Here is a 26154-nt window from a genome sequence, read left to right as displayed (position 1 = left end):
GGGGAGCAGATGTCCGGCATCATCCGCGGCGGTGCGGTCCTGGCGGGGCTGGCCCTCGTCGCCGCCTGCGGCACCACCCACGAGAACGCGCCGGGCGCGTCGTCCGGCACCGCGCCCGCGGCGAAACAATGCCACGGCCCGAGCGGGAAATACAAAATCGGGATGAGCCAGGCGAATCTCGCCGAACCGTATCGCGTCCGGATGGACGACGACATCCGCAAGGCGGCGGCCGGAGTGCCGCAGTTCAGTGTCAGCTACGCGGATGCCGCGCAGGACAACGCCAAGCAAGTCGAGCAGGTCAATACTTTCCTGACTCAGGGGATCGACCTGCTGATCATCAGCCCGAACGAGGCGACGCCGTTGACCGGTGTGGTGAAGAAGGCTTACGACCAGGGGATACCGGTGCTGGTGCTGGACCGGAAGGTCGACGGCGACGGGTACACGTCCTTCATCGGTGCGGACAATGTGGACATCGGCCGTCAGGCGGGCAAGTTCTTCGCCGAGAAATTGCTGCCGCGGGGCGGGAAAGTCGTCGAGCTGAAGGGCCTCGCCGGGTCGACGCCCGCCAAGGAGCGCAGCGACGGATTCACCCAGGGCATCACCGACCGCAATATCACCGTCGTGGGCAGCGCGGACGCGGATTGGTTGCGGGACAAGGGACAGCAGCAGGCGGACGCGTTGCTGAAGGCGCATCCGGACGCGCAGGCGATGTTCTCCGAGAACGACCCGATGGCCGAGGGCGCGCGCATCGCCGCGCAGAACGCGGGCCGCGCGGACCTGCCGATCGTCGGCATCGACGGCCTGCCGGTGCCCGAAGGCGGCATCAAAGCGGTCGAGGCGGGCCGGTTGTCGGCCACGTTCATCTATCCCACCGGCGGCAAGGAAGCCGTCGCGGCGGCGAAGAAACTGCTCGTCGACTGCCAGACGGTGCCCAAGACGCAGACCCTGCCCACCCGCCTGGTGACGCGCGACAACGCGGCCCAGGTGTACGCCGAACTGAACCGGAGCTGACCTATGGCGCGAATCGGTGTCCTCGCCGTCTCCGACGGGCGCGACCACGTGCACCGGCGGAACACCGGCTTCATCCGGTCCAAAGCGGACGAGTTCACCGCCGCGCTGACCGCGGCGGGCCACGACGTCGTCACCGGAGGGCTGGTCGCCACGAACACCACCGCGACCGCGGCCGCGCGCTCGGTCGCCGCGAGTTCGGTGGACGTGACGGTGCTGTACTACGCGGTGTGGGCGTTCCCGCACTTCACCATGCTGGCCGCGGACGCGACCCCCGGCCCGCTGCTGCTGGTCGCGAGCACCGACCCGACCGAGCCCGGCCTGGTCGGGATGCTCGCCGCGGGGGGAGCGCTCGACCAGATCGGCCGCGCGCACACCCGCTTGTGGGGCGCGCCTGCCGACCCGGAGCTGATCGCCGAAGTCAGCGCACACGCGAGCGCCGCCGCTGCCGTCGGTTCCCTGCGCGGTTCGACCTTCGGCCGCTTCGGCGGACGGCCGATGGGCATGAACACCGCGGTCGCCAATACCGACCAGTGGATGCGCCAATTCGGGGTGGACGTCGAAGAAATCGACCAGTACGAACTGGTCCGCCGCGCTGAAGGCCCTTCGGCGGAAGCCGTCAGCGGGCGGAAATGGCTGGAAGAACATGCCACCGTGCACTACGACGGAGATCGGCTCACGCCGGAATTATTGGAACGCCAACTGCGCCTTTACCTTGCTGTGCGCGATGTCGCCGCTGAACGGCACCTGAATTTCTCCGGCATCAAAGCACAACCGGAGCTGACCGAGCACTTCGCGACCGCTGATGTCGCCGAGGCTTTGCTCAACGATCCTTACGACTGGAACGGTCCCAAGGCGGTGCATGTCACGGCCACCGAAGCGGACATGGACGGCGCGCTGACCATGCAGCTGATGCACCGGATCACCGGTACGCCAGTGCTTTTCGCGGACGTCCGGCACTACCACCCGGACCGGGATGTCTGGGATCTGTGCAACTCCGGCCAGCACGCGACGTGGTTCGCCGCGCGAAGCGAGGATCCGGCGGAGAACCTGTCGAAGGTGCACCTGTACCCGGAAGTGTTCTTCTTCCCCGCGGGCGGGGCTTCGGTGCAGCACATCGCCGCCCCGGGCCGGATGACACTGGCGCGATTGAGCCGGTTGGACGGGGAGTATCGGCTGCAACTGGTGCTGGGGGAGTTCGAGAACTACGACGAGCGGACTACGGAGGAGCTGGTGTCGCGGTCGACGCGGGAGTGGCCGCACGCGTTCGCGCGGCTGGAGGTGGCTTCGGAGACGTTCCTGTCGCGCTTCGGGGCGAACCACGTGCATGCGGTGCCGGGGGACCGGCGGAGGGAACTGCGCGCGGCGGCTCGGTTGATGGGGGTGCGGGTGGAGGAGTGGAGTCGCTGACCGGATGCTCGACGGCCAGGTGAGGTTACTCGCTGCGGCAACGTCCAGCTCCGCCTCGCGCACGCTCCGGCTCCGCCGACGTACGCGAGGGGAACCCCCATTGACTCTGATTACCTCAAGGAGCCGTCACAGACAATCCGCTGGGTGACTTCAGCGGAGCGGGATCCCGGGTGTGTCCGCACCCGCCAGCCAGTCGGCTCCTTGCCGGTACAGCGTCTCGACGGCGTCGCCGGTCAGGCCGGGAAGGCCGTTCCGCACGGCGAACCCGGCCTTCGTCTGGACGTAGCCGAGGTGCCGGTAGCCGATCGGGAAGCGGCCGAGCAACGCTGGATCGAGGGACAGCGAAGCCGCCGGGTCGACGACATCGAGCCGGTCCTTTTCGTAGATCGGCTGGCGGCGCACGATCTTCCATTGCCGCTCGTGCACCGCGAGGAAGTCGTAGAACCGGCCGGTGCACACGACGTCCACGGTCACGCCGTCGACGTCGGCGCGCTGGTTGATGGTCATCTTCGTCTGGGCGACCGCGCGATCACCGGCGAGATCGGCGGTGTGCCCGCCCAGGAAGTGCAGGATGCTCACCCCGTTCTCGAATCCCGTGCGGCTGGCGGCGATGAACTCGGTCGCCGGACCCTGGAACCAGGTCGCGCTCATCCAGTTCGCGCCGGGATGCCAGACCGTGGCGAACCGCTCCCAGTCGCCCGCGTCTCGCCACAGGGCCCAGTTTTCCACCAGTGCGCGGATTTCGAGGCGGTCAGCGTCGGCTGTGGACAAGAGAACTCCCTTCGTCGGAGACCGCGGTCTTGGCTTGTTCGCGGATCGGCAGGAGCAGGAATACCCCCAGCAATGGACCGGCCGCCAGCACCGCGAGGGCGAGGAACAGCGAACCGGTGGCGCTGAACACCGCGCCCACCGCGACCGGTGCGAAAACGCCGCCGAGCTGCCAGGCGGTGTTGGCGAATCCGAAGGCCCCGCCCACGAACCGCGGATCCGAATATTGGGGCACGGTCGAGTTCGTGAGCACCGTATAGCCGTAGACGCCGAGTCCTAGGAGCGGTGCGAGCACGAGCAGCATCGAGTAATTCCGGACCAGCCCGAACACGGCCAGGATGAGCGTGAAGTATCCGCTGAGCACCATCAGATGCGCCTTGCGTGTGCCGCGGACACGGTCGGACAGGAAGCCGACCAGCGGTTTGACCACGATGGCTGTCGTGCTGACGATGACCATCACCAGCGCGGCCTTCCCGGCGGACAGGCCGAGTGCCTTGACCATCAGCGAGTTGCCCCAGGCCAGGAAACCGAGGGTGGCCCATTGCATGCCGAGACCGGCCGCCGCGAGCGAGACGAGGTTGCGATTGCCGAACATCGCGCGCAGGCCGAGACGGCCGCCGCCTGGTGCCGGGGGTTCGCCGACGGGTTCGACCGGGGTCGGCGGATCGTTTCGCAGGAACGCCCAGCACGCCACGCCGACAGCAACGGTCAGCGCGCCGAGCAGGTAGTAGACGCCGTTCCAGTGCAGCACCGTCAGCAACTCCGGGATGGAGGCGTTCGCGATCACCCCGCCCAGCGCGGTCGACGTGATGTACAGGCCGAACGCGGTACCGCGCTCGCGGGGCGGGAACCAGCGGCTGATCAGCTTCGTGAAGGACGCGACGTCGGCGCCGCTGACCAGCCCGATGAGGATCTGGATCGCGATTCCCACGCCGACGTTCTTGACTGAGCCGAACGCGAAGGTCAGGATTCCCGCCGCCACCAAGGAGATTCCGGCCGCCATGCGGCCGCCGATCAGGTCGGCGACGACCCCGCCGGGGATGTTGGTGACGACGTAGCCGATGGACAGCGCCGTGGCGAAGATCCCGAGCTGGGCCACGGAAAGCCCGAGGGAATGCGAAGCGTCGACGGCGACCACCGACCACGCGGTGCGGTTGATGTAGATGAGGGTGAAAGCAAGCCAGCAGCTGGCCAATATCACCCAGCGGTAGCGGGAAACGGCCGGATGTCCGGGCAGGGCTGTGCCTGCGGATGCCTCCGTGGTGTCCATGTGAGGACCTCCTTGTCCTGGACGGTGAGGTGTCAGCGCAGCAAGCCCCACTCGCGGAGCTGTGCCGCGTTGTGGCGCAAGGCGGCGCGGGGCGTGCGGTCGAGGCTCATGTCTTCCACGGACACCCAGCCGCGGTAGCCGTGCTCGCGAAGGAGCCCGAGAACGCGAGGCACGTCGACCTCGCCGTCTTCGAGCGGCGTCCATCCCGGTCGCCATGAGCCGCCCGGCGACCGGAAGTGCGCGGCGTTCTTCAGGTGCACGTGGCCGAGGTGGTCGCCGAGCAGGTCGAGCGCGATTTCGTGGGCCTCGTAACCTTCGAAGACGAGATTTCCGACGTCGTAGATGACGCCGACGTGCGCCGGGTCGAACCGGGCGACCACCCGGTGCGCCAGAGCCGCGCTGGAGCAGATGGTGTTGTGGTGGATCTCCAGCAACGCCCGGACTCCGGTTTCCTTCGCCGTGGCCGCGACGTCGGCGAAGAACGCGACCGTTTCCTCGTAGAGCACGGAATACGGTTTGTTCGTGCGGGAGATCCGCGGCGCCTGCAAGCGGATCTGTCCGGTGCCGGCGGCGACGGCCATCTCGCAGGCCAGGCGCAGCGTCGAGGTGTCGCCGACTTCGATGTAGGGGGCCAGGCCGACCACTTCGAGCCCGGCCGCGCGAGTTTTCTCCGCGACGCTCTCGGCCGCCGCCACGTCGAGCGGAAGGGTGGACCGGTGGTCCACGAGGAACGGGTGCGCCGGCTGGGGATCGGGGATGCTGCCGGGCCGGGGCTCGACGCGCCATTCGACGCCGCCGAATCCGGCCGCGGCGATGTCCGCGATCGATTCGCTGATGTCCAGTGCGGGCAACGAGATCGTCGCGACGCTGAACCTCATCGCGGTGCCGGACGCTCGACGGCGAGCGGCGTCCGCGGCAGCGGGGCGAGCTGAGCGCCGCCGCAGACGTGCAGGACTTCGCCGGTGATGAAGGACGCGGCGGGCGAGGCGAGGAACGCGACGGCGTTCGCGACGTCGCGGGATTCGGCCATGCGCGGGAGCGGGGTGATCGCCTGGTACTGCTCCAGCAGGCGCCGCATCTGCTCCTCGTCGCGGTCGTAGCTGGTGAAGTCCGATTCGATGAAGCTGGGCGCCACGGCGTTGGCGGTGACGTTGTACTTCGCCAGTTCAGTCGCGAACGAGCGGGTCATGCCGACGAGGCCGGCCTTCATCGTCGTGTAGGCCACCGGACCGCCGGAAACCCAGTTCCGCGAGGCGATGTTGACGACGGTGCCGCTGTTTTGCGCCTTGAAGAAACCGAGCGCGCGGCTCACCAGGATCGCTGGCGCGCGCAGGTTCACGTCGCTCATCAGGTCCCAGTCGTCCGGGGCGAGTTCGGACAGGGTCGAGCGGCGGTTCACCGCGGCGTTGTTGACGACGACGTCGATCCGGCCGAACCGGCTGCCCGTCTCGTCCACCAGCGACTCGATCGCCTCGAGCGATCCGAGGTCGGTGGCGATGCCGAGGCAGGGAGCGGCGAACCGCGCCCGGAACCCCGCGACGGCCGCGGCCGCCGCGTCCTCGTTCACGTCCGCCACTACGACGGCGACGCCGTCCTCGAGGAGCCGCGCCGCGATGGCGCTCCCCAGTTTTCCGGCGCCGCCGGTGACGATGGCGACGCGTCGGGGCTCGGTCATTCTCTTCTTCCTTTCGGGAAACGAAATCGGTCAGCGGATCCAGTCCGCGATCGCGGCCACGACCTCGGCGGGATGCTCGTGGTGGGTCCAATGGCCGCCCGGCAGCACCTGAATCCGGGCGGCGGGAAGGATTTCGCGCGCGAGAGCGGCACGTTCCTCGTTCCGGTAGAACGCCAGCACCGGCACGGGGAAACCGGCGAAGAACTCCGCGGTCTGGGTCTGGAAATGCAGGGCCTCCGGCGCGAAGGCGAAGTCGGCGAAGAGATCGCGGATCGCCTCCGGCGCGGCCGAGACCGGCCCGTCGGCATCCGGCACCGGGCTGGGCCCGGACTTCAGGAAGTGCTCGGCCGCGACGGCGACCGGATCCTCCTGCCGGAGCCGCCCGGCCAGCGCCTCGATCCGGGCACGGTCGGCGTCGGGAAGCCCGAACGCCGGATCGACGACCACCAGGCCGGCGACGAGCTCCGGCTCCCGCCGAGCGAGGAAAGCGGCCGCCTCGCTGCCCGCGGAGTGTCCGACCAGCACGACGCGAGCGAGTCCGAGACGCTTGAGCACGGCGTGGACGTCGGCCGCGACATCGGGAAGCCGCATGCTCTCGCCCGCCCGGGACTCGCCGTGCCCGCGCAGGTCCACGGCCACGACCGGAGCGAGGCCGCGGAGACCGTCGACGATCGGAGCCCAGTCCGAACGGGAGCGAGCCCAGCCGTGCACGAGCACGAAGGAGAACGGCGCGGCACCACCGGAAAACCGATCGAAGGCCAGTTCGACGATCTCTGTGCTCACGGGGCCCTCCTGGGAGTGTGGTGGCTCCTCAGATCGTCAGCGGCCTGCGGTTATTTATCAAATGCCTATTATCGGCCAACCCCATGCTCGCGAGGCATAACATGTGCCCATGCTTGAGTTGCGTCAGCTCGACTACTTCCGCGCGGTGGCCGAATACGGATCGATCTCGCGTGCCGCGGCCGCCCTGCACCTCACCCAGCCCACGCTGAGCAGGCAGATCGCCCAGCTGGAGAAGAACCTCGGGTACCAGTTGCTGCGGCGCACGCCCGGCGGCACCAAACTGACCGTGGTCGGAGAAGCCCTGCGCGCGCATCTGCTGTCGATCTTCGAACTCGTCGACCGGGTCCCGGAAGTCCTCCAAACCGCGTCGGCGGGCGGGCATCTCGTGCATCTCGGAGTGCCCTCGGGCGTTCCGCGCGGCTGGATCGAGGATTACCTGGCGGCGGTCGCCGCCGAGGCTCCGGAGATCCGGTTCGCCATCGTCGAGGCCACCAGCGAGGAACAGCGGCGGATGCTCAACAACGGCCTGCTCGACCTGAGCCTGATGCACACCGAACCGCCCGAACTCCACGCGGAATTGCTGTTCCGGCAACGGCTCGGCTGCGTTTTCCGGGAAGACGCGCTCCCGGCCGGCCAAGCCGAGATCGACGTCACGGACCTCGCCGGACTGCGCGTCATGGCGCATTCCTCGAAAGGCGAGGAAATCAGCCTCCGCACCGCCGCCGCGACCACCCGAACCGAAGTCGACTGGCTCTTTCGCGCCTTCTCCGAGCACAGCGAACTGATCGCCACCAGCTCCCGGGTGGACGCGATCCTCATCGGCAACGCCTCGGCGCGCAAATGGTTCCCTGGCTGGACCTGGGTCCCGCTCAGCGAGCACCGGCCCGAACACTGGATGCGCACGTGGGCCGCTTGGGCAGGCACGGACCTGAAATACGGCGACCTGCTCCTGCGCTGCCTGCGGGAAACCGCACGGGAATACCAGGCCGATCCCACCTACAGCGTTGCGCCGTCGCAGCTATGAGGCAGAGGCTCGTTCAGCAGATCGCCGGTGCTTTTCGAGCCGAGCTGCCCGCCAGCCCGACAGCGAAGCCAGCGGCCAGCGCGAACACCGCGGCCTCGTAGGTCATCGCGTGCCACAACGCCTGGCCGGGGTTCCCGGCGGACGTCGCGTAGGCGATGCCCGCGAACGTGACGCCGAGTGTCCCGCCCAGTTGCTGTGCCGTCGGGAGCAGACCCGAGACCGAGGTCGCGGCTTCGGGGCGGACTCTGGCGATGATCTGGGTGAACGCCGAAGCGGTGAACACGCCGAACCCGATGCCGCCGAGGCACAGCGCGAGCCAGTAGACCCACCGCGGGCCGGGGTCGCTGATGGTCACCGGGACGAGAAGCGACACCGATCCCATGGCCAGGGAGGAGACCGCCAGAGCCCATGGGCCGAAGCGCCGGCCCAGTCTGTTCGCGATCCCGCTCCCGGCCAGCGCCCCGATGGCGTACGGGGTGATGCCGAGCCCGGTCTGAAGCGGACTCCAGCCTCGCACGCCCTGCAGATGCATCGACAGCAGCAGCGTGAAGGACGGGACTCCGGCATTGAACACCAGGACGATGCCCAGCCCCCAGCGCGTCGCCGGTTCGGCCACCGCGGACGGATGGACGAGCGGATCCGCTGCCCTGCGCTGGGAAATCGCGAAGCCGGCCAGCAGCGCCGCGGCCAGCGCCAGGCTCAGCCACGTCCACCACGGCCACCCGGCGTCCCTCCCCGTGGTCAGGGGAAAGACCAGCAGGGCCAAACCGAGCAGGCTCAGCGCCGCCCCGGTCCGGTCGACGCGTTCCGTCGTGCGTTCACCGCGATCCGGCGGCAGTGCGGGGGAGAGCGCGAGGGCGGCGATGCCGACGGGAACGGTCAGCAGCATCGCCGCCCGCCAGCCAAGGCCGAGCGGGTCGAGCTGGATGAGCACCCCGCCGAGCACCGGGCCCGCGAGCGAAGCGGCCGCCATGGTCGCGCCGAACGCACTCAACGCGGCGGCACGGCGGTCCGGGGGCACCGCGGATTGGATGATCGACAGAATCTGCGGCGCCATCATCCCGCTGCCGAAACCCTGCAGCAGACGCCCGGCAATCAGCACCCAGGCCGCGGGCGCGGCCGCCGCCCCGATCGAGGCGAGGGTGAATACTGCCATCCCGGCGACGAACATCTTCCGGCAGCCGTATTTGCCGCCCAGCCGCGCGGAAACGATCAGCGAGCAGGCGTAGGAGAGGGTGTAGGCGGCGAGAACCAGCTGGCTCTCGCCTGCTCCCGCGCCGAGATCCCGTTGGACGTCGACTACGCCCACCTGCATGACCGTGACGCTGAACAGCTGGACGAACGTGCCGGACAGGATGATCGGCAGGAGAAGCCGCTGAGCCGGAGAACGCACCGCGGTCATCGGGAGGACCGCTGCACGGCGATGGCGGCGAACATCGTCGCCAGCTCCGCGGGCCGGATCACGAACGGCGAATGGCCGCCCGGCAGGGAAAACACCTGGAACGGGTTGTCCGGCGTCGCCTGGTCGGCCTCGGAGATGATCAGGTCCTGGGTCGCCGGCGGCAGGGCCAGGTCGCCGGTCAACCGGATGTAGGAGCGCGGGAGCCGTCCCCAGCGCCGCGCCGAGAGCGGAACCGGCGTGACGAAGTGCGAGAACGGGTGGTCCGGGTGCAGGAACTGCCGCCACGAGTCCGAGGCGTCCGCGGGGAGGTCGTTCAGGAACGCCCGGCGGATGACCTCGGTGACCGCCGGGTCGGGCGAAAGCGGGTTGATCCGGATCGCGCCGAGTTCGGCCGGGTCGCCGATCGGCGGGATCTGAATGGCGCCGGCGTTTTCCTCGGCTTCGATGTAGTCGGCGAACCGCGGCCGGCCCGCGGGCACGAACGAGGACAGGTACACGAGGCGGTCGACCAGTTCGGGCGCCTGTTCCGCGGCGGCCGAGACCGCGGAACCCGCGGCGCTGTGGGCGACCAGCACCACATTCCGATAGCGGGTGCGGACGCCGGCCAGGGCGTCGAGGACGACGTCGGTGCTGTCTTGCAGGGTGAGGTCGCGCAGCGCCGACTTCTCGGCGGCGAGCCCCGGCTGGCCTGGCTGGAAGTACCCGCTCGGGACGGGTGCGCCGAGCCCGCTGCCGGGCAGGTCGACGGCAATGCTCGCAAGGCCGTTGCGGCCGAGCGCACGCTGGGTCGAACTCCAGTGCACGGCGCCGTGCCAGGCGCCGTGCACGAGCAGCAGGACGGTCTCGGACGAGGACGGACGGGTCATTCCAGTGCCCTTCGAAAGCGTTGATCACGGACCTCGCCAGGTCACCGCGGCTCCGCCCCGTTATCCACTCTCATCTCTGACGAACGCCTTCGTCATACTTTCCGCGTATCGTGACCGCGTGGAAGCCCGTCATCTTCGCTACGCTCTGGCGCTCGCCGAGCACCAGCATTTCGGCCGCGCCGCGGCGTCGCTCGGCATCGCCCAGCCGCCGCTCTCGACCCAGATCGCCGCACTCGAACGCGAGGTCGGCGAGCGGCTGTTCGACCGCACCCCGCGCGGCGTTTTCCCCACCGCCGCGGGCAATGCCTTCCTCGCCAGGGCGAGCAGCGCGCTCGCCGAGATGAGCCTCGCGACGGTCGACGCGGGCCGCGCCGCGCGCGGGGAGACCGGGCGGCTGCGGATCGGGTTCATCGGGTCCGCGCTGCTCGACCCGCTGCCGGGCGTGCTCGGCCGGTTCCGGCGGGCCCGGCCGGACGTCCGGATGGTCCTCCAGGAACTGGACACGCCGACCGCGTCCGCGGCCCTGCTCGCCGGTGAACTGGACGTCGCGGTGGGGCGCGGCAGCCCTCGCGGCGCCGGGGCGGAAGACTTGGTGACGGTGCCCATCGGTGCGGATCGCCTGGTGGCTGTGGTCTCGACGGCGCACCCGTTCGCCGGGCAGCGGTCGGTCGAGGTCGGGCAGCTGGCCCGCGAGCCGCTCGTGGTCAGCGCGGACGCCGCCGGTTCATATCTGCGGCGGGTGTTCCAAGACGCTCCCGCCGCGCTCGACGGCGCCGCGCTGGCGCGCGACGTCCACACGATCGCCGGGCTCGCCGCGTGCGGCGCGGGGGTCGGGCTCGGCCCGGACCGGATGCGCCTGATCGCTCGCGACGACATCCGGTTCTGCGACGTCGAACCCCGCTTCCGGCTGCCGGATCTGCACATGTCGTTCCAGGCCGCCGATTCCTCGCCGGTTCTCGCGGCTTTCCTTTCCGTGGTGCGGCAAAACTGCGCGGAGGTCGGCTCCCGGCTCGACGACCTGCTCGCCCGGCACCCGGCAGTCTCCGAGCGGCAGCCGGCGCTCGACGTCTCCTGACCGTCGGCTGTGGCGACGGGAACATTCAACGACCGCAAGGGAGAACCATGCCTCGGGACACGCTTGAGTCGGTGCGCCTCGACGACGTCGAACTGGCTTACCGCGTGGAAGGGGACGGGCCGGAACTGGTCGTCCTGGTGCACGGATGGCCGCAGACGAACGCGTGCTGGCGCAACGTGATCGAACCGCTCGGCAAGGGCCGCACCGTCGTCGCCCCGGACCTGCGCGGGTACGGCGCCTCAGGCCTCGCCCGGTCCGGGGACTACGGCAAACGGGCTGCCGCCGCGGACCTGAGCGGCCTGATCCGCCATCTGGGATTCGAGTCGGCGGCGGTGATCGGGCACGACCGCGGAGCCAGGGTCGCGCATCGCTGGGCGCTCGATCGCCCGTCGGAGGTCAAAGCGCTGGCGCTGCTGGACATTCTGCCCACGAGGGTGGTCATGAACTCGTTCGGCCGCGAGTCGGCGAGCGCGATGTGGCACTGGTTCTTCCACCGGAACACGGACCTGGCCGCGCAGCTGGTCGGCGGGAACGTCGAGGCGTATCTCGGTCATTTCTTCGCCAGAGTGCGCGAATCCGGTGCCGTCGACGAGGAAACCTTCCGGCACTACGTCGAGGCGTTCAGCGACCCGGCACGACTGCGAGCGTCCTTTGAGGACTACCGGACCGGCTTCTCGGCCGATCTCGAACGCGACGAGGCGGATCACGCGAGCGGGCTGCGGGTGCGCGCCCCGCTGCTGCTCCTGTGGGGCGCCGGGGGCGGCCTCGGCGGGCGCGACGTGGTGCGCGTCTGGCAGGACCAGCACGCCGATCCCGCCGCGGTCACCGGTCATGCCGTTCCCGGCGGCCATTACGTTCCGGAAGAAGCGCCCGGCGAGGTCGTTGACGCGGTCGAGGCCTTTCTGGAGCAGACGCGCTGACCTTCCGGAAGCCCGGCCTCGCCTCGGAAGAACCGCCGCTGCCGACCCGTTGATGCCGCACTGAGGTTTTCCCAGTGGCACCTTGCGGGTGCCTGGCCAGGCGCGGGTGAAGCCGCTCCCGGCCGATGCCCGCCGGTCCAGCCGGTGAGCCCGTACGTGAGGGCCACCCTGCGGGAATCAGAGTCACTGAGGATTCCCCTCGCGTACGTCGGCGGAGCCGGAGCCGAGCGTTGCCGCAGCGAGGCCGCACACCACAGCTGCTGAGAAAACCTCAGTGTGGGAGTGGCTGCCTCCATTGAGGATTCGCTTCCCGCCCGGTGCTGGTCCCTGCCGCCGCCTCCGCCGCGAGAGGCAACCGAGCCGCCGCTCGGCCTTGAATCGTTTCGTTCCCGATGATCGCTGCCATTGCCGGGCGGCGGGCGGCGGCCTTTCCGGGCGGTCCCGGGCCTTCCGGCTCCACGATCGTGGCGATCCGTTTCCGCAGGTCGAAGCCGCTCCCGTGCTGCGCGGGCATCGGTATTCGCGCTGCCCGTTCCTGCTGTCAATGCTGCCCTTGCGTAGCCAACTGAGACGTAGATCTCCACCGTTGGGGTGAAATCTGCTCGGTCGGGCAGCTTAGGCTCTTACGGCGCGTTACTTATTGAGAAACATTCACTTCGGTCCGGACAGGTTCGCGACCGGGTAACGAAGGAGGCGCCGTCGTGGAAACCGAACCGCAGGTCGTCCGCGCGACGATCATCTTCGGGCTGCGCACGTTCGGGTCCGTCCCGCTGCCGGTGCGCGCCGATCTGGAATACGACCCGGCGGATCCGTTCGCGGTGTCGGTCGGCTACCACGCCGGCGGCGGTGTCGTGCGCTGGCTGTTCGGGCGGGATTTGCTCGCCGACGGCCTGCTCGCCCCGGCGGGCGACGGCGACGTCCAGGTGCGCCCCGCCGCGGACGACAGCCGGGTGCTGGTGGAGCTGAACGCGCCCGACGGTTCCGCGGTGCTGGAGGCGGCGGCGAACGAACTCGCCGACTTCCTCGACCGCACCTACGACGAGGTCCCGGTCGGCTCCGAAGACCGTTGCTTCGACTTCGACGAGGAACTAGCGAAGCTCGCCCTGCGCGATTGACCGTCCATAGTGGACGTCGGGTGGCTCCCGGGCAGGAGAGTCGACCTGCTGCGGGAGCGGGCGGGGTTCGGTCGCACCGCGAACGCCTGGCGCGTCGAGGATTCGGCCTCGCGCGCGGATCGCCTCGTCGGCCAGTTCCGGCCCGGCGAAGTCGCACCGCCGGAACCGCCGCCCACGGCGCGAACGGCGAACCGGGGCTCGGGTTCGAGCATCCCCCGGCCAGGTGCCCGAGCATGAACGGCCGATGAACGAATCCCCGCCGTCGCCCAGAAACCGGCAGCCCGCCAACAAGACTCCGCTGCAGCGCAACCCGTCACCGCGCCGCCGGAACAAGCCCCACGAACAGGCGGACTCAGCCGCCGCGTGAGTGAACCTCATGGTCATCCGGGTTGACCGCACCGGCAGAACGCGTACGGTCTCCAGTGTTGGCTGTTGTCCGGAACCATACTGCGGTCAGCGCCCCAAGCAGGTCTCTGCGGAAGGAGCGCAAGCCCATGACTCTTCATCTTCCCGGCGTCACCGCGCCGGTGGAATTGACAGTTCGCGCGGCGAGGCAGGCGGACGCGATCCACCTCGCCCCGGTCGGGGACCTCGACGCGGCTACCGCGCACGTTTTCGAATCGGCTCTCGCGCCGTTGACCGGGCCGGTGGTGGTCGACCTGTCCGGTGTCGCGTTTCTGAGCTGTGCGGGCGTTCGCGCCCTGCTCGACGCGCATGAGCGGATCGCCCAGTTCACTGTCGTGGCCGGGCAGGGGCACGCCGTGCGGCGGTGTCTTTCGGTGACCGGTGCGGACGAGATTCTGTGTGTCCGCGAGGCGGTCGCTGCCTGATCGAGCGAGTTTCACGGCTGCCGCGCACGGGTAGGCCGCCGACATGACGATCGAGACGAACCGCGTTCCGCAGCTCGAACTCAACAACGGCGTCCGGATCCCGCAGTTCGGCCTGGGCGTCTTCCAGATCCCGCCGGAGGAAACGGCCGCGGCGGTGCGCGAAGCGCTGGAGGCCGGATACCGGCACCTCGACACCGCGCAGATGTACCGCAACGAAGAAGGCGTCGGCGCGGGCATCCGCGATTCGGGCGTACCGCGTGAAGAAATCTTCGTCACCACCAAGCTGGCGAACGACGCGCAGGGCCACGACAACGCGATCAACGCGATGGAGGGCAGCCTGCAGCGGCTCGAATTGGACTACGTCGACCTCTACCTGATCCACTGGCCCCTGCCGAAGCAGGACAAGTACGTCGCCACCTGGCACGGTTTCGAGGAACTGCAGCGCGCGGGCAAGGCCCGCGCGATCGGGGTGTCCAACTTCCAGATCCCGCATCTGGAACGCCTGGCCGCCGAATCGGCGACGGTGCCCGCGGTCAACCAGATCGAGCTGCATCCCGCGTTGCAGCAACCGGAATTGCGCGCCTACCACGAGGCGCACGGCATCGTGACCGAGGCGTGGAGCCCGCTGGCCCAGGGCGAGGTTCTCGAAGACCCGCTGCTGGCCGAACTCGCCGAGAAACACGGCAAGACCCCGGCGCAGATCGTGCTGCGCTGGCACGTGCAGCTCGGCAACGTCGTGTTCCCGAAGTCGTCGTCTCCGAAGCGGATGCGGGAGAACATCGACATCTTCGACTTCTCCCTCAGCGACAGCGACCTCGACGTCCTCAGCGGCCTCGACGAGGGCCGCCGGACCGGCTTCGACCCGGACACCTTCGAAGGCTGAACCAGATCGCCCAGTCGCCCGTTGTCTCCGGTGAGAAGGGAGGCAGCGTGCGACTGTCCTGTTTCGTGGTGCCCGGCGACGTCGACGACCGCAGCGTGCCCAGCGGCGGCAACACTTACGACCGCCGCATGGCCGAGCACCTGCCGGCCGCACTGCGGCCGGCAGCCGGCACCTGGCCGGACCCGGACGAGGGCGCGAAAAGCCGGCTCGACCAGGTTCTCGGCGAGCTCCCCGATGGTGCGAAAGTGCTGCTCGACGGCCTGGTCGCCTGCGGAGTGCCAGACGTTCTGGCCCCGCACGCGGACCGGCTCGGCCTGGTCGTCCTCGTGCACCTCCCGCTGGCTGACGAGACCGGCCTCGACCCGCAGCGCGCGGCTGACCTCGACGCCCGCGAACGGAAGACGCTCCAGCTGGCGGACCAGGTCGTCGTCACCAGCCCGGCCGCCGCACGCGCCGTCGAGCAGCGGCACGGCCTCGCCACCGTCCGCATCGCACCGCCCGGGACCGATCCGGCGCCGCGGGCCGCCGGGACCGACGGGGTGTCCCAGCTGATCTGTGTCGCCGCGGTGACGCCGCGCAAGGGACAGGACATCCTCCTGAACGCACTGTCCGAAGTGGACGGACTGAAGGTGGACCTGGTCGGCTCTCGCACTCGAAACCCGGCCTACGCCGGCAGCTTGACCCACCCGCGTGCCCGCTTCACCGGCCCGCTCGGCGGAGCAGACCTGGAAGCCGCCTACCACCGAGCCGACCTGCTGGTCCTGCCCTCGCACGCCGAGACGTACGGCATGGTCGTCACCGAGGCGCTCGCTCGCGGCATTCCGGTGCTCGCCTCGGACGTCGGCGGCGTGCCCGGCGCTCTCGGCCGTGCGCCGGACGGCGAGCGGCCCGGCCTCCTCGTCCCGCCCGGCGACGAAGCAGCCTTGGCAACAGCGCTCCGAAGCTGGCGTGACAGTCCTGAGCTGCGGAAACGACTCCGTGCTGCGGCTGTCGGGCGAGCGCGCACACTGGAGGGATGGGCCGACGCGGCGGCCCGGTTGAGCGGAATCTTGGCGGTGGGTTGATGCGGTGGCTGCGACTGCTGGCCGGGGCCGCGCTCATCGCCGCGCTGTGGTGGCGGCTCGGCACCGGCGCGTTCGCCGGCGGCCTGCGCGCGCTGGGCCCGGGACCGATCGCGACAGCCCTGGTCATCGGCGTCGTGACCACGCTCGCGAGCGCCGCGCGCTGGCGGCTGGTCGCCGCTCGGCTCGGCCTGCGCCTGCCGTTCCGTGAAGCTGTCGGCGACTACTACGGCGCGCAATTCCTCAACGGCGTCCTCCCCGCCGGCGTGCTCGGCGACGTCCACCGAGCAGTCCAGCACGGCCGACGATCCGGCGACGTCGGCCGCGGCGTTCGAGCGGTCGTGCTCGAACGCGCCGCCGGTCAGACCGTGGTGGTGGTCGCCGGGCTGGCCGTAGTGGTCTTCCGGCCGGAGCTGCTGCCGCGGCAGGTGCTGATCTGCCTGGGGATCGTGATCGTGGCGCTGGCCGTGGTCGCGGTGGCGATGCGGCAACGGCTCAGGCACGTGTGGGCGGCCGACATCCGGACCGGCGTGCTCGAAGCGTGGCCCGGCGTCACTGGCTGGTCCCTGCTGGCGGTGGCCGGGCATCTGACGTTGTTCGTGGTCGCCGCCCGCGCGGCTGGCGCGACCGCGCCGTTGAGCGCCCTGCTGCCGCTGCTGGTGCTCGCGTTGCTGGCGATGGGGATGCCGCTGAACGTCGGCGGATTCGGCCCGCGCGAGGGCGCCGCGGCGGTTTCGTTCGCCGCTGCCGGACTGGGCGCGGAGCAGGGCGTGACGGTCGCGGTCGGCTACGGCGTGCTCGGTCTGGTCTCGACGCTGCCCGGCGGGGCGGTTCTCGCGCTCCGCCGGATGATCCGGCGGCCGGGCCCGGACGGCAGGCCGGTATCGTCCGGCCGGTGGCGGCGGCTTTTCGGGGGATTCGGCGACGGTGGCTCGCGGCGCTGGCCGTCGTCCCCGTTCTGGCCGCGTCGGCCTGCGCTTCTTCGGTCGCGGCGATCAGCAAGGCAGGCGACGTCGTGCACACCGCGGCCGGCGCCGTCCGCGGCAGCGTCGCTCCCGATCACCGGGTATTCCAAGGCATCCCGTACGCGGCCGCACCCGTCGGCGAGCGGCGCTGGCAGCCGCCCGCCCCGGTCGAGCCCTGGCCGGGGGAACGCGACGCCACGAAACCAGGGCCCCGCTGTCCGCAGGCCGCCGACGGAGCCCTGACCAGCGAAGACTGTCTTTACCTGAATGTCTGGACGCCGCCGGTCGGCGAGACCGGACGGCCGGTCCTGGTGTGGCTGCACGGCGGCGCGTTCCTGAGCGGCGGCGGCGACCGCTACGGCGCCGCCCGGCTGGTCGACCGCGGCGACACGGTGGTCGTCACGCTCAACTACCGGCTCGGCGCGCTCGGCTTCCTCGCCGACCCGTCGCTGGGCCCGGAACCGGGCAACTACGGCTTCCTCGACCAGCAGCAGGCGCTGCTGTGGGTGCGCGACAACATCGCGTCCTTCGGCGGCGACCCGGACCAGGTGACGATCGCGGGGGAGTCCGCGGGCGGGATGTCGGTGTGCGACCACCTCGTCGCCCCCGGCTCGCGCGGGCTGTTCCGCGCCGCGATCATCCAAAGTGGACCGTGCCAGGCGCAGGCGACGCTGTCGGCCGCCGAACACAAGAGCGTCGAGTACGCCGCCGCGCGCGGCTGCACCGATCGCCGGACCGCCGCGGAATGCTTGCGGGCGTTGCCGGTCAAGAAACTCCTGACCGCCCCGGCGTACGGCTCGATCGCGGGCATCGAGATGCCGGGCCCGGTCACCGGCGGTTCGGTGCTGCCCGGCAAGGTTCCCGCGACCCCGGTGCCGGTCATGCTGGGCACGACGCACGACGAGTTCACGTATTTCCTCGCCGAGCAGGCCGCGGCCGGTCGCGAAGTCACGCGGCACGGCTACCCGCAAGCGCTTGCGAACGTCTTCCCCCACGCCGACGCGGTCGCGCGCGAATACCCGGTGGACGCGTTCAGCGGCAACGCTTCCCTTGCTTACGCGGCGGCTGTCACGGACTGGGCGTTCGCCTGCCCGGCCGCGAAGCTGGGCAGTTCGCTCCCGTCCGTGTCGAGGTACGAGTTCAACGACCCGACCTCCCCGGCGGCGGCCGCGCTGCGGGCGCCGTTCCCGCTCGGGGCCACGCACACCGCGGAACTGCCCTACCTGTTCGATTTCGCCGAGCAGCCAACGACATTCACCCCGGCGCAGCAGCGGCTCGCCGACCGGATGGCGGACGACTGGACGGCGTTCGTCCGCGGCGGCCCCACCGGGCAGGCGGTCGCGTACCGGCCGGGCGGCGCGCAGCCGTTGACCGGATTCGCCCAAGATCACCACTGCGGGTTCTGGGCTTCTCTACGCTGACCGGATGATCGTGCGCGCCGAAGATCTTGACGAAGCCATCGCCTGCGTATCCGCCGCCCTCGAGCCCGTCACGGGCGGCGACTGGACGCGTCCGGCGGGCGATCTCGAGTGGGATTGCCGTTACACCGCGGAACACCTCGGCGACACGCTCCTGTCCTACGCCGCGCAGGTCGTGAGCCGCCCGGCCGACCGCTACGTGCGCTTCCTCGCCAAAACCGACGCCGACGCGTCCCCGGCCGAACTGCTCGAATTCGCCCTCACCGGCGGGCGTTTGCTCGCCGCCGCGGTCCGGAGCAGCCGCCCCGGCGAACGCGCCTACCACCCGACCGGCCGTTCGGATCCCGCCGGTTTCGCCGCGATGGGCTGCGTGGAACTGCTGCTGCACGGCGACGACATCGCGCAGGGCCTGGGCACCGCCATCGACCCGCCGCGCGACACCTGCGCCCGCGTCGTCGCGCGGCTTTTCCCCGAGCAGGAGCCGATTCCCGACGCTTGGGACGCGCTGCGCTGGTGCGCCGGGCGGATCGACCTGCCCGGACGGTCCCGGCGGACCGGCTGGAAGTGGCGGGGCAGCCCGCTCGAGGACGGCTCGATTCCCGAGGAGTGAACACGCCTGCCCGCGGGGTGGTCACATCCGGTAGTCTTGACCACCAGGTCGAGAGGCGCTGCAACGGACCGGTGGTCCGCCACGCTCGGCCGGTACCACCATCCAAGGGCGCCTCCGTGGACTCATGCGGAGGTGGCGATGACCCAGAACCTGCGGAACCTGCTCGACCAGCGCGTCGTCGTGCTCGACGGGGCCTGGGGCACGATGCTGCAGGGGGCCGGTCTCGCTCCCGAGGACTACCGGGCGGACTGGCTCGAGGGCCACGAGAAGGACGTCACCGGCGACCCGGACCTGCTGAATCTCACGCGGCCGGACGTCGTGCTCGACGTGCACCGCCAGTACCTCGCCGCGGGCGCGGACATCACCACCACCAACACGTTCACCGCCACCAGCATCGGCCAGGCCGACTACGGCCTCCAGGACCGCGTGCGCGAGATGAACCTGCGCGCCGCCGAACTCGCGCGCCAGGCCGCGGACGAGTTCGGCGACCGGTACGTGGCCGGGTCGATCGGCCCGCTCAACGTCACGCTGTCGCTGTCGCCGCGCGTCGAGGACCCGGCGTTCCGCGCGGTCACCTACGAAGAGGTCAAAGCCTCGTACGCCGAGCAGATCAAGGCGCTCGCCGACGGCGGCGTCGACCTGCTGCTGATCGAGACGATCTTCGACACCCTCAACTGCAAGGCCGCGATCACCGCGGCCCGCGAGGTCGCGCCGCACCTTCCGCTGTGGATTTCGGTGACCATCGTCGACCTGTCCGGGCGCACCCTGTCCGGCCAGACCGTCGAGGCGTTCTGGACCTCCGTCGCGCACGCGCGCCCGATGGTCGTCGGCGTCAACTGCTCGCTCGGCGCCGCCGAAATGCGCCCGCACGTGGAGGAACTGGCGAAACTCGCCGACACCTACACCGCCTGCCACCCGAACGCGGGCCTGCCCAACGCGTTCGGCGGCTACGACCAGACGCCCGAGGAGACCGGCGGCATGCTCGGCGAGTTCGCCGGGGCCGGGATGGTCAACATCGTGGGCGGCTGCTGCGGCACCTCGCCCGCGCACATCGCCAAGATCGCCGAGGCCGTCAAGGGCCTCCCGCCGCGGCCGGTGCCCGCACCCGAGGCGAGCACGCGGTTCTCCGGCCTCGAACCGTTCAAGATCGGCGCGGACACCGGGTTCGTGATGATCGGCGAGCGCACCAACGTCACCGGCTCGGCGAAGTTCCGCCGGCTCATCGAGGCGGGCGACCACCAGGCTGCGGTGGACGTCGCGCTGGAGCAGGTCCGCGGCGGCGCGAACCTGCTCGACGTCAACTTCGACGCCGACCTGCTCGAATCCGAGCAGGAGATGACGACCTTCCTCAACCTGATCGCCACCGAGCCCGAGGTCGCGCGCATCCCGGTGATGATCGACAGTTCGCGCTGGAGCGTGCTGGAGGCCGGGCTCCGCTGCGTGCAGGGCAAGGGCGTGGTCAACTCGATCAGCCTCAAGGAGGGCGAGGGCCCGTTCCTGGAGCAGGCCCGGCGCATCCACGACTACGGCGCCGGCGTCGTGGTGATGGCCTTCGACGAGAAGGGCCAGGCCGACACGGTCGAGCGCAAGGTCGAAATCTGTTCCCGCGCCTACGATCTGCTCACCCGCGAGGCCGGTTTCGCGGGCGAGGACATCATTTTCGACCCGAACGTGCTCGCCGTCGCCACCGGCATCAGCGAGCACAACGGCTACGCGAAGGCGTTCATCGAGGCGCTGCCGCTGATCAAGGAGCGCTGTCCGGGCGCGCACACCTCCGGCGGCATCTCGAACCTGTCGTTCTCCTTCCGCGGCAACAACGTCGTGCGCGAGGCGATGCACTCGGCGTTCCTGTTCCACGCCGTGCGCGCCGGGCTCGACATGGGCATCGTCAACGCCGGCCAGCTCGCGGTCTACGAGGACATCCCGAAGGACCTGCTGGAGCTGGTCGAGGACGTCCTGTTCGACCGCCGCGCGGACGCCACCGACCGGCTCGTGGAGTTCGCCGAGACGGTCAAGGGCAGCGGCACCAAGCGCGTCGTCGACCTGTCCTGGCGGGAAAACCCGGTGGCGGAACGGCTTTCGCACGCGCTGGTGCACGGCATCGTGGACTTCATCGAGGACGACACCGAGGAGGCCCGGCAGGAGTTCGACCGGCCGCTCGAGGTCATCGAGGGCCCGCTGATGGACGGCATGAAGATCGTCGGCGACCTGTTCGGCTCGGGGAAGATGTTCCTGCCGCAGGTCGTGAAGAGCGCGCGGGTGATGAAGCGTTCGGTGGCCTACCTCGAGCCGTACATGGAGGCGGAGAAGGCCAAAATGCAGGCCGAGGGCCGCTTCGAGACCACCCGCGGCCAGGGCAAGGTCGTGCTCGCCACGGTGAAGGGCGACGTGCACGACATCGGCAAGAACATCGTCGGCGTCGTGCTGGGCTGCAACAACTACGAGGTGATCGACCTCGGCGTGATGGTGCCCGCGGCGCAGATCCTCGACACCGCGGTGGCCGAGCACGCGGACGTCGTCGGGCTGTCCGGGCTGATCACGCCGTCGCTGGACGAGATGGTGTCGGTCGCGCAGGAAATGCAGCGGCGCGGGCTCAAGCTGCCGCTGCTGATCGGCGGCGCGACCACGTCGAAGCAGCACACCGCGGTCAAGATCGCCCCGGCGTACGACCACACGACGGTGCACGTGCTCGACGCGTCGCGGGTGGTCGGCGTGGTGTCCGACCTGCTCGACACCGACCGCGCGGACGCGCTGGACACTGCCAACCGCGCGGAGCAGCAGCGGCTGCGCGTCCAGCACGAGAACCGGCACGCGACGCCGATGCTCACCGTCGAACAGGCCCGGGCGAACGCCGAGAAGGTGTCGTTCGACGAGATCCCGACGCCGGAGTTCACCGGGGTGCGGGTGGTCGAGCCGTCGATTCCCGAACTGCGCGAGATGATCGACTGGCAGTTCCTGTTCCTGGCCTGGGAACTCAAGGGCAAGTACCCGGCGATCCTCGACCAGCCGGTCGCGCGCGAGCTGTTCGACGACGCGAACCAGCTGCTGGACGAGATCATCGAGAACGGCTCGTTCACCGCGCGCGGCGCGTACGCGTTCTGGCCCGCGCACTCCGAGGGCGACGACATCCTGCTCGACGGCGAGTACTCGGACTGGAAGTTCCCGATGCTGCGCCAGCAGACGCAGAAGCCGGACGGCCGCGCGAACCGGTGCCTCGCCGACTACATCGCCCCCGCCGGGTTCGGCGACCACCTGGGCGGATTCGCCGTCGGGATCCACGGCGCGGAAGACCTCGCCGCCCGCTACGAGGCCGAACACGACGACTACCGGGCGATCATGGTGAAGGCGCTGGCCGACCGGCTCGCCGAGGCGTTCGCCGAGTACCTGCACCTGGAGGCCCGCCGCCGCTGGTTCGAGCCGGACGTCCAGCCGGACCTGGCGGACCTGCACGCCGAACGCTTCCGCGGCATCCGCCCGGCGCTCGGCTACCCGGCGAGCCCGGACCACAGCGAGAAGAAGGACCTGTTCACGCTGCTGGGCGCCGAGGAACTGGGGATCGGGCTGACCGAGTCGTACGCGATGACCCCGGCCGCCGCGGTGAGCGGGCTGATCTTCGCGCATCCGGAATCGCGGTACTTCACGGTCGGCCGCCTCGGCCGCGACCAGATGGAGGACTACGCGGCCCGGCGCGGCGAGGAACTGTCCGAAGTGGAGCGTTGGCTGCGGCCCAATCTGGCTTACTGAGCCGGTTCTCGTGCGACGCCGGGACAACGAAAGCGGCGGCCGGCTGGATGGCGGCTGGGGGAACCGGTTCAGGACAGCAGTTCGGCGAGCCGCTCGGTGTCGCGCAGGTACTGCTCGTACGGGAAACCCGACTTCAGCAACGCCTCGCGCAGTTCGTCCCGGAGCGGTTTCCCGGTGTCGTGGAAGGCTCTCCGGCCCGCGTCGGTGAGCGTGACCAGCCGTCGTCGCGCGTGGTCGGGGTCCTGGCGCACCTGGACGAACCCGGCTGTTTCCAGCGGGCGCAGCGCGCGGCTGATCGCCGGGTCGGACACCGACATCGCCTGCGCGAGCTGATGCTGTGTCGCGGGTTCGATGTCTTCCACTGTGCCCAGCAGGCGGAGCTGGCTGTAGGTCAGCCCGGCTGAATCGTCCGCGCGTTTCCGCGCGGCTTCGCCCAGCAGGAACACCACTCGATGAAGCGCTTCGGCAAGTCCGTCGTCCACGGGAGCGAGCCTACCAGGAGTGTTGACGGGTTAATATTAACTATGCAAGACTCATCGGCATGGAGATCCCTTACGCCGCTCAGACCCTGTTCCCCCTCATCTGGCCGCTGATCGCGGTCGCCGGTGCGCTGATCCGCACCCGGGAGAGCCCTTGGCCGCAGGCCAGGCTCGAAATCTGGCAGCGGTGGTGGGCGGTCGCCGCGCTCGGCTGCGGCAGCCTGTGGATGGTCTTCGCCTTCCTCGGCGCGCCGGGCGTGATGGCCGACGTGATCGGCTTCACCCGCTCGCCGTTCCAGTTCGAGATCGCGTTCGCCAACCTCGGGCTCGCGGTGATGGGCTTCCGCGCCGCCTCGGCGTCGGCCACCGCCCGTGAGCGCATCACTGTCGGACTCGGCGCCGGGATGTTCCTGTGGGGCGCGCTGATCGGCCACGTGTGCCAGTGGTTCGCCAACGGCGACCACGCGCCGGGCAACACCGGCGGCGTCCTGGTCTGCGACCTGCTGTTCCCGGCGGTGCTGATCGTCCTCGCTGTTCGTTCGAAGCGGCTGGCCGCGGCTGTCGAGGAGCCCGCGCTTGTCTAGCCGACCTGCACGTCCTGGCCGCTGGGTTTAGTTTCGACGCCGTGGCGAGACTCAGTGTGGTCCGATTCGGACTCGTCGCCGGGCTGGTCGTGCTCGCGGCCGGGGCGGCAGTGCTCAGCGCGGCTTCGCCGTGGTGGTGGTTCCTGGCGGCGCCGCTGCTGGTGCTCGCGGCGACTGGGGTGTACGACGTGACTCAGCGGCGGCATTCGGTACTGCGGAACTACCCGGTGCTCGGACATCTGCGGTTCTTGCTCGAAAGCCTCCGGCCGGAAATGCAGCAGTACTTTGTGGAACGCAACTTCGACGGCCGTCCGTACGACCGGGACATCAGGTCCATTGTCTACCAGCGGGCCAAAGGCACGGCCGCGGAAGAACCATTCGGCACCGAGCGCGACGTGTACGCCGAGGGATACGAATTCCTCGTCCCGTCACTCGCGCCGGTGCCGGTTCCGGACCACGCGCCGCGAGTCCGGGTCGGCGGGCCGGACTGTGCGAAGCCGTACGAGATGGCGTTGCTGAACGTGTCGGCGATGAGCTTTGGGTCCTTGTCCAGCAACGCGATCCTCGCGCTGAACCACGGTGCCGCTCGCGGCGGGTTCGCGCACGACACCGGCGAGGGCGGGCTCTCGGAATACCACTTACGGGGCGGCGGCGACCTGATCTGGGAAATCGGCACCGGCTACTTCGGCTGCCGAACCCCGGAGGGGGATTTCGATCCTTCGACCTTCGCCGGCAAAGCCGCGCACGACGCGGTGAAATGCGTTTCGTTGAAACTTTCGCAAGGTGCCAAGCCCGGGATGGGCGGAGTGCTGCCGGGCACGAAGGTGAACGCGGAAATCGCCCGGGTGCGCGAGGTTCCCAGGGGAGAAACGGTGGTTTCGCCGCCGTATCACCGAGTGTTCTCGACTCCCCGCGAACTGGTTCGGTTCATCGCCCGGATGCGCGAGCTGGCCGGCGGGAAGCCGACCGGATTCAAACTGTGCGTCGGTTCGCGGGTGCAGGTGCTGGCGGTGTGCAAGGCGATGCTGGCCGAAGGGGTCACACCGGACTTCATCGTGGTCGACGGCGCGGAAGGCGGCACCGGCGCCGCCCCGCTGGAGTTCGCGGATCACCTTGGCACGCCGCTCACCGAGGGTTTGCACACTGTCCACAACGCACTCGTCGGGACCGGGCTGCGGGACCGGATCCGGCTCGGGGCGAGCGGGAAAGTCGCGACCGGCGCGGACGTGGTGAAGCGGCTGATCCAGGGCGCGGACTACACGAACGCCGCGCGGGCGATGATGTTCGCGGTGGGATGCATCCAGTCGCAGCGGTGCCACACGAACAAGTGCCCGGTCGGGGTGGCGACGCAGGATCCGCGCCGGGGCCGGGCGCTGGACGTGGGGGACAAGACCGAGCGGGTGCGCCGGTATCAGGAGGCGACAATCGCTTCGGCGATGCGCATCATGGCGGCGATGGGGGTCTCGGACCCGGCGGAGTTGTCGCCGCGGTTGCTGCGCCGCCGGGTGGACGCGCGGACGGTGCTGTCGTACGCGGAGTGGTACGACTGGCTGGAGCCCGGTCAGTTGCTGGCGGAGCCGCCTCGCGAGTGGGCGGAGGAATGGGCGGCGGCTGATCCGGATCGGTTCGCTTGAACGGGTGCTTCGCTTCGGCGGCTGTCCGTGAAGGGCCCCTTGGCGGAATCTGATTCCCTCAAGGAGTCCTTCACGGACCTCGGCATCGGGCGGCGAGTTCCGTAGCGCCGCGGTCTGACGTGCCGTTCTCCGCGACTGGCCCTCGCTGGACCCGCCGATGGCGGAGCGGGCGCGCGGCCGGGCGGAGGGCGCGCGGTGCCGCCGTCCGGTGGTCCACTGGCGATTCGCCGTCCGATCGGGCACGATCGGTGATCGTGGCTTCGGGAGACGGGCAGGACGCGGGCGACCTCGAGGTGTCCGTCCGGTGGCGGGGACCGGCCGCGGTGGTGACCGTGGGCGGCGAGATCGATCTGGTCACCGCGCCGGAACTGGGCGAGTTCGTGGGCGGGGTGCTCGAACGCGAGCCCGGCGTGCTGGTGGTCGACCTGCGCGCGGTCGATTTCCTCAGCTCGTCCGGGCTGCAGGTGCTGGCGGGCGCGCATCGCAAGCTCGACGCGGGCGCGCTGCGGGTCGTGAGCACCTCCTCGATCACCTCGCGGCCGTTCACGACCACCGGCCTCGACGAGTGGATCGCGCTGTTCCCCTCGGTCGACCAGGCGCTGGCCGGGGTCGCCGGAGCGGGCGGCTGAC

23 protein-coding genes, 1 pseudogene and 1 riboswitch are annotated in these 26154 nt (G+C 70.0%); of the genes and pseudogenes, 16 read left to right on the top strand and 8 right to left on the bottom strand.

Going from position 1 to position 26154, the window contains the following annotated elements; genetic code table 11:
• Nucleotides 1–9 precede the first annotated feature (9 nt).
• Nucleotides 10–1011, top strand: a complete 1002-nt coding sequence (locus H4281_RS18135; RefSeq protein ID WP_182892093.1) for a substrate-binding domain-containing protein — start codon at nucleotides 10–12, stop codon at nucleotides 1009–1011.
• A 3-nt stretch (nucleotides 1012–1014) separates the two neighbouring features.
• A complete protein-coding gene (locus H4281_RS18130) occupies nucleotides 1015–2418 on the top strand; it encodes an L-fucose/L-arabinose isomerase family protein (protein WP_182892092.1) in 1404 nt (467 codons plus the stop codon).
• Between the two features lie 150 nt (nucleotides 2419–2568).
• Here the strand turns inward: H4281_RS18130 and H4281_RS18125 are convergent, their stop codons facing one another.
• The 5 genes from H4281_RS18125 to H4281_RS18105 are packed head-to-tail and all read right to left on the bottom strand — an operon-like array spanning nucleotide 2569 to nucleotide 6914.
• Nucleotides 2569–3189, bottom strand: coding sequence for a nuclear transport factor 2 family protein (locus H4281_RS18125; protein ID WP_182892091.1), 621 nt, complete (start codon nucleotides 3187–3189; stop codon nucleotides 2569–2571).
• On the bottom strand, nucleotides 3170–4456 hold the full coding sequence (locus tag H4281_RS18120) for an MFS transporter (protein WP_182892090.1): 1287 nt from the start codon (nucleotides 4454–4456) through the stop codon (nucleotides 3170–3172). Before H4281_RS18120 ends, H4281_RS18125 begins: the two co-directional genes overlap by 20 nt.
• Before the next feature lie 32 nt (nucleotides 4457–4488).
• Nucleotides 4489–5334: a sugar phosphate isomerase/epimerase family protein gene (locus H4281_RS18115; RefSeq protein ID WP_182892089.1), complete on the bottom strand. Its 846-nt coding sequence runs from the start codon at nucleotides 5332–5334 to the stop codon at nucleotides 4489–4491.
• Nucleotides 5331–6131, bottom strand: coding sequence for an SDR family NAD(P)-dependent oxidoreductase (locus H4281_RS18110; protein ID WP_182892088.1), 801 nt, complete (start codon nucleotides 6129–6131; stop codon nucleotides 5331–5333). Before H4281_RS18110 ends, H4281_RS18115 begins: the two co-directional genes overlap by 4 nt.
• A 30-nt stretch (nucleotides 6132–6161) precedes the next feature.
• On the bottom strand, nucleotides 6162–6914 hold the full coding sequence (locus tag H4281_RS18105; RefSeq protein WP_182892087.1) for an alpha/beta fold hydrolase: 753 nt from the start codon (nucleotides 6912–6914) through the stop codon (nucleotides 6162–6164).
• A gap of 109 nt (nucleotides 6915–7023) precedes the next feature.
• Between H4281_RS18105 and H4281_RS18100 the strand changes: the two genes are divergently transcribed.
• Nucleotides 7024–7938, top strand: coding sequence for a LysR family transcriptional regulator (locus tag H4281_RS18100; RefSeq protein WP_182892086.1), 915 nt, complete (start codon nucleotides 7024–7026; stop codon nucleotides 7936–7938).
• 13 nt (nucleotides 7939–7951) lie between these two features.
• Here the strand turns inward: H4281_RS18100 and H4281_RS18095 are convergent, their stop codons facing one another.
• Together H4281_RS18095 and H4281_RS18090 are read right to left on the bottom strand one after the other, a co-directional pair.
• Nucleotides 7952–9340 (bottom strand): MFS transporter, encoded by a 1389-nt coding sequence (locus tag H4281_RS18095; protein WP_182892085.1) that lies wholly within the window; start codon nucleotides 9338–9340, stop codon nucleotides 7952–7954.
• Nucleotides 9337–10206 (bottom strand): alpha/beta fold hydrolase, encoded by an 870-nt coding sequence (locus H4281_RS18090; protein ID WP_182892084.1) that lies wholly within the window; start codon nucleotides 10204–10206, stop codon nucleotides 9337–9339. The genes H4281_RS18095 and H4281_RS18090 overlap by 4 nt, the downstream gene beginning before the upstream one ends.
• A gap of 118 nt (nucleotides 10207–10324) precedes the next feature.
• Here H4281_RS18090 and H4281_RS18085 point away from each other — a divergent pair, with 118 nt between their 5' ends.
• The 10 genes and pseudogenes from H4281_RS18085 to metH all read left to right on the top strand — a co-directional run bounded on the left by H4281_RS18085 (nucleotide 10325) and on the right by metH (nucleotide 22827).
• The gene (locus tag H4281_RS18085; RefSeq protein WP_182892083.1) at nucleotides 10325–11281 is read left to right on the top strand and encodes a LysR family transcriptional regulator; all 957 of its coding nucleotides are present in this window, start codon (nucleotides 10325–10327) and stop codon (nucleotides 11279–11281) included.
• Between the two features lie 47 nt (nucleotides 11282–11328).
• A complete protein-coding gene (locus H4281_RS18080; RefSeq protein WP_182892082.1) occupies nucleotides 11329–12201 on the top strand; it encodes an alpha/beta fold hydrolase in 873 nt (290 codons plus the stop codon).
• Nucleotides 12202–12902: 701 nt separating this feature from the next.
• Complete coding sequence (locus H4281_RS18075; RefSeq protein ID WP_037818751.1) at nucleotides 12903–13316, top strand: SsgA family sporulation/cell division regulator; 414 nt, start codon at nucleotides 12903–12905, stop codon at nucleotides 13314–13316.
• A gap of 494 nt (nucleotides 13317–13810) precedes the next feature.
• A complete protein-coding gene (locus H4281_RS18070; protein WP_182892081.1) occupies nucleotides 13811–14146 on the top strand; it encodes an STAS domain-containing protein in 336 nt (111 codons plus the stop codon).
• A gap of 43 nt (nucleotides 14147–14189) precedes the next feature.
• Nucleotides 14190–15029 carry an aldo/keto reductase gene (locus H4281_RS18065; protein ID WP_182892080.1) on the top strand — a complete coding sequence of 280 codons (840 nt, stop codon included), beginning with the start codon at nucleotides 14190–14192 and terminating at the stop codon, nucleotides 15027–15029.
• Between the two features lie 47 nt (nucleotides 15030–15076).
• Nucleotides 15077–16093, top strand: a complete 1017-nt coding sequence (locus H4281_RS18060) for a glycosyltransferase family 4 protein (protein ID WP_182892079.1) — start codon at nucleotides 15077–15079, stop codon at nucleotides 16091–16093.
• Nucleotides 16045–16902, top strand: a pseudogene (locus H4281_RS18055) (lysylphosphatidylglycerol synthase domain-containing protein); the annotation flags it as partial. The gene H4281_RS18060 and the pseudogene H4281_RS18055, both read left to right, overlap by 49 nt.
• 203 nt (nucleotides 16903–17105) lie before the next feature.
• On the top strand, nucleotides 17106–18476 hold the full coding sequence (locus H4281_RS18050) for a carboxylesterase/lipase family protein (protein ID WP_237598931.1): 1371 nt from the start codon (nucleotides 17106–17108) through the stop codon (nucleotides 18474–18476).
• A gap of 4 nt (nucleotides 18477–18480) precedes the next feature.
• Nucleotides 18481–19083 carry a maleylpyruvate isomerase N-terminal domain-containing protein gene (locus H4281_RS18045; protein WP_182892077.1) on the top strand — a complete coding sequence of 201 codons (603 nt, stop codon included), beginning with the start codon at nucleotides 18481–18483 and terminating at the stop codon, nucleotides 19081–19083.
• 44 nt (nucleotides 19084–19127) lie between these two features.
• Nucleotides 19128–19204: riboswitch (S-adenosyl-L-homocysteine riboswitch) on the top strand.
• A gap of 17 nt (nucleotides 19205–19221) precedes the next feature.
• Nucleotides 19222–22827, top strand: coding sequence for a methionine synthase (gene metH / locus H4281_RS18040; protein ID WP_182892076.1), 3606 nt, complete (start codon nucleotides 19222–19224; stop codon nucleotides 22825–22827).
• Nucleotides 22828–22895: 68 nt separating this feature from the next.
• On the opposite strand, the gene H4281_RS18035 is transcribed toward metH, so the two are convergent.
• Nucleotides 22896–23309, bottom strand: a complete 414-nt coding sequence (locus H4281_RS18035; RefSeq protein ID WP_182892075.1) for a MarR family winged helix-turn-helix transcriptional regulator — start codon at nucleotides 23307–23309, stop codon at nucleotides 22896–22898.
• A 59-nt stretch (nucleotides 23310–23368) separates the two neighbouring features.
• On the opposite strand from H4281_RS18035, the gene H4281_RS18030 reads away from it, so the two are divergent.
• The 3 genes from H4281_RS18030 to H4281_RS18020 all read left to right on the top strand — a co-directional run bounded on the left by H4281_RS18030 (nucleotide 23369) and on the right by H4281_RS18020 (nucleotide 26153).
• Nucleotides 23369–23890 (top strand): DUF6790 family protein, encoded by a 522-nt coding sequence (locus H4281_RS18030; protein ID WP_182892074.1) that lies wholly within the window; start codon nucleotides 23369–23371, stop codon nucleotides 23888–23890.
• Between the two features lie 41 nt (nucleotides 23891–23931).
• Complete coding sequence (locus H4281_RS18025; protein WP_304504548.1) at nucleotides 23932–25524, top strand: FMN-binding glutamate synthase family protein; 1593 nt, start codon at nucleotides 23932–23934, stop codon at nucleotides 25522–25524.
• A gap of 254 nt (nucleotides 25525–25778) precedes the next feature.
• Nucleotides 25779–26153, top strand: a complete 375-nt coding sequence (locus tag H4281_RS18020; RefSeq protein ID WP_067587041.1) for an STAS domain-containing protein — start codon at nucleotides 25779–25781, stop codon at nucleotides 26151–26153.
• Nucleotide 26154 lies beyond the last annotated feature (1 nt).

The organism is Amycolatopsis dendrobii (assembly GCF_014145675.1).
GTDB classification, from domain to species: domain Bacteria; phylum Actinomycetota; class Actinomycetes; order Mycobacteriales; family Pseudonocardiaceae; genus Amycolatopsis; species Amycolatopsis dendrobii.
This window is presented reverse-complemented; position numbering and strand designations above follow the sequence as displayed.

Bases quoted from the DNA above. Each gene is read 5' to 3' on its own strand.
- H4281_RS18070 (WP_182892081.1), top strand. From the start codon at position 13,811: ATGACTCTTCATCTTCCCGGCGTCACCGCGCCGGTGGAATTGACAGTT.
- H4281_RS18045 (WP_182892077.1), top strand. From the start codon at position 18,481: ATGATCGTGCGCGCCGAAGATCTTGACGAAGCCATCGCCTGCGTATCC.
- H4281_RS18130 (WP_182892092.1), top strand. From the start codon at position 1,015: ATGGCGCGAATCGGTGTCCTCGCCGTCTCCGACGGGCGCGACCACGTG.
- H4281_RS18135 (WP_182892093.1), top strand. From the start codon at position 10: ATGTCCGGCATCATCCGCGGCGGTGCGGTCCTGGCGGGGCTGGCCCTC.
- H4281_RS18090 (WP_182892084.1), bottom strand. From the start codon at position 10,206: ATGACCCGTCCGTCCTCGTCCGAGACCGTCCTGCTGCTCGTGCACGGC.
- H4281_RS18120 (WP_182892090.1), bottom strand. From the start codon at position 4,456: ATGGACACCACGGAGGCATCCGCAGGCACAGCCCTGCCCGGACATCCG.
- H4281_RS18095 (WP_182892085.1), bottom strand. From the start codon at position 9,340: ATGACCGCGGTGCGTTCTCCGGCTCAGCGGCTTCTCCTGCCGATCATC.
- H4281_RS18080 (WP_182892082.1), top strand. From the start codon at position 11,329: ATGCCTCGGGACACGCTTGAGTCGGTGCGCCTCGACGACGTCGAACTG.
- H4281_RS18065 (WP_182892080.1), top strand. From the start codon at position 14,190: ATGACGATCGAGACGAACCGCGTTCCGCAGCTCGAACTCAACAACGGC.
- metH (WP_182892076.1), top strand. From the start codon at position 19,222: ATGACCCAGAACCTGCGGAACCTGCTCGACCAGCGCGTCGTCGTGCTC.
- H4281_RS18100 (WP_182892086.1), top strand. From the start codon at position 7,024: ATGCTTGAGTTGCGTCAGCTCGACTACTTCCGCGCGGTGGCCGAATAC.
- H4281_RS18110 (WP_182892088.1), bottom strand. From the start codon at position 6,131: ATGACCGAGCCCCGACGCGTCGCCATCGTCACCGGCGGCGCCGGAAAA.
- H4281_RS18030 (WP_182892074.1), top strand. From the start codon at position 23,369: ATGGAGATCCCTTACGCCGCTCAGACCCTGTTCCCCCTCATCTGGCCG.
- H4281_RS18115 (WP_182892089.1), bottom strand. From the start codon at position 5,334: ATGAGGTTCAGCGTCGCGACGATCTCGTTGCCCGCACTGGACATCAGC.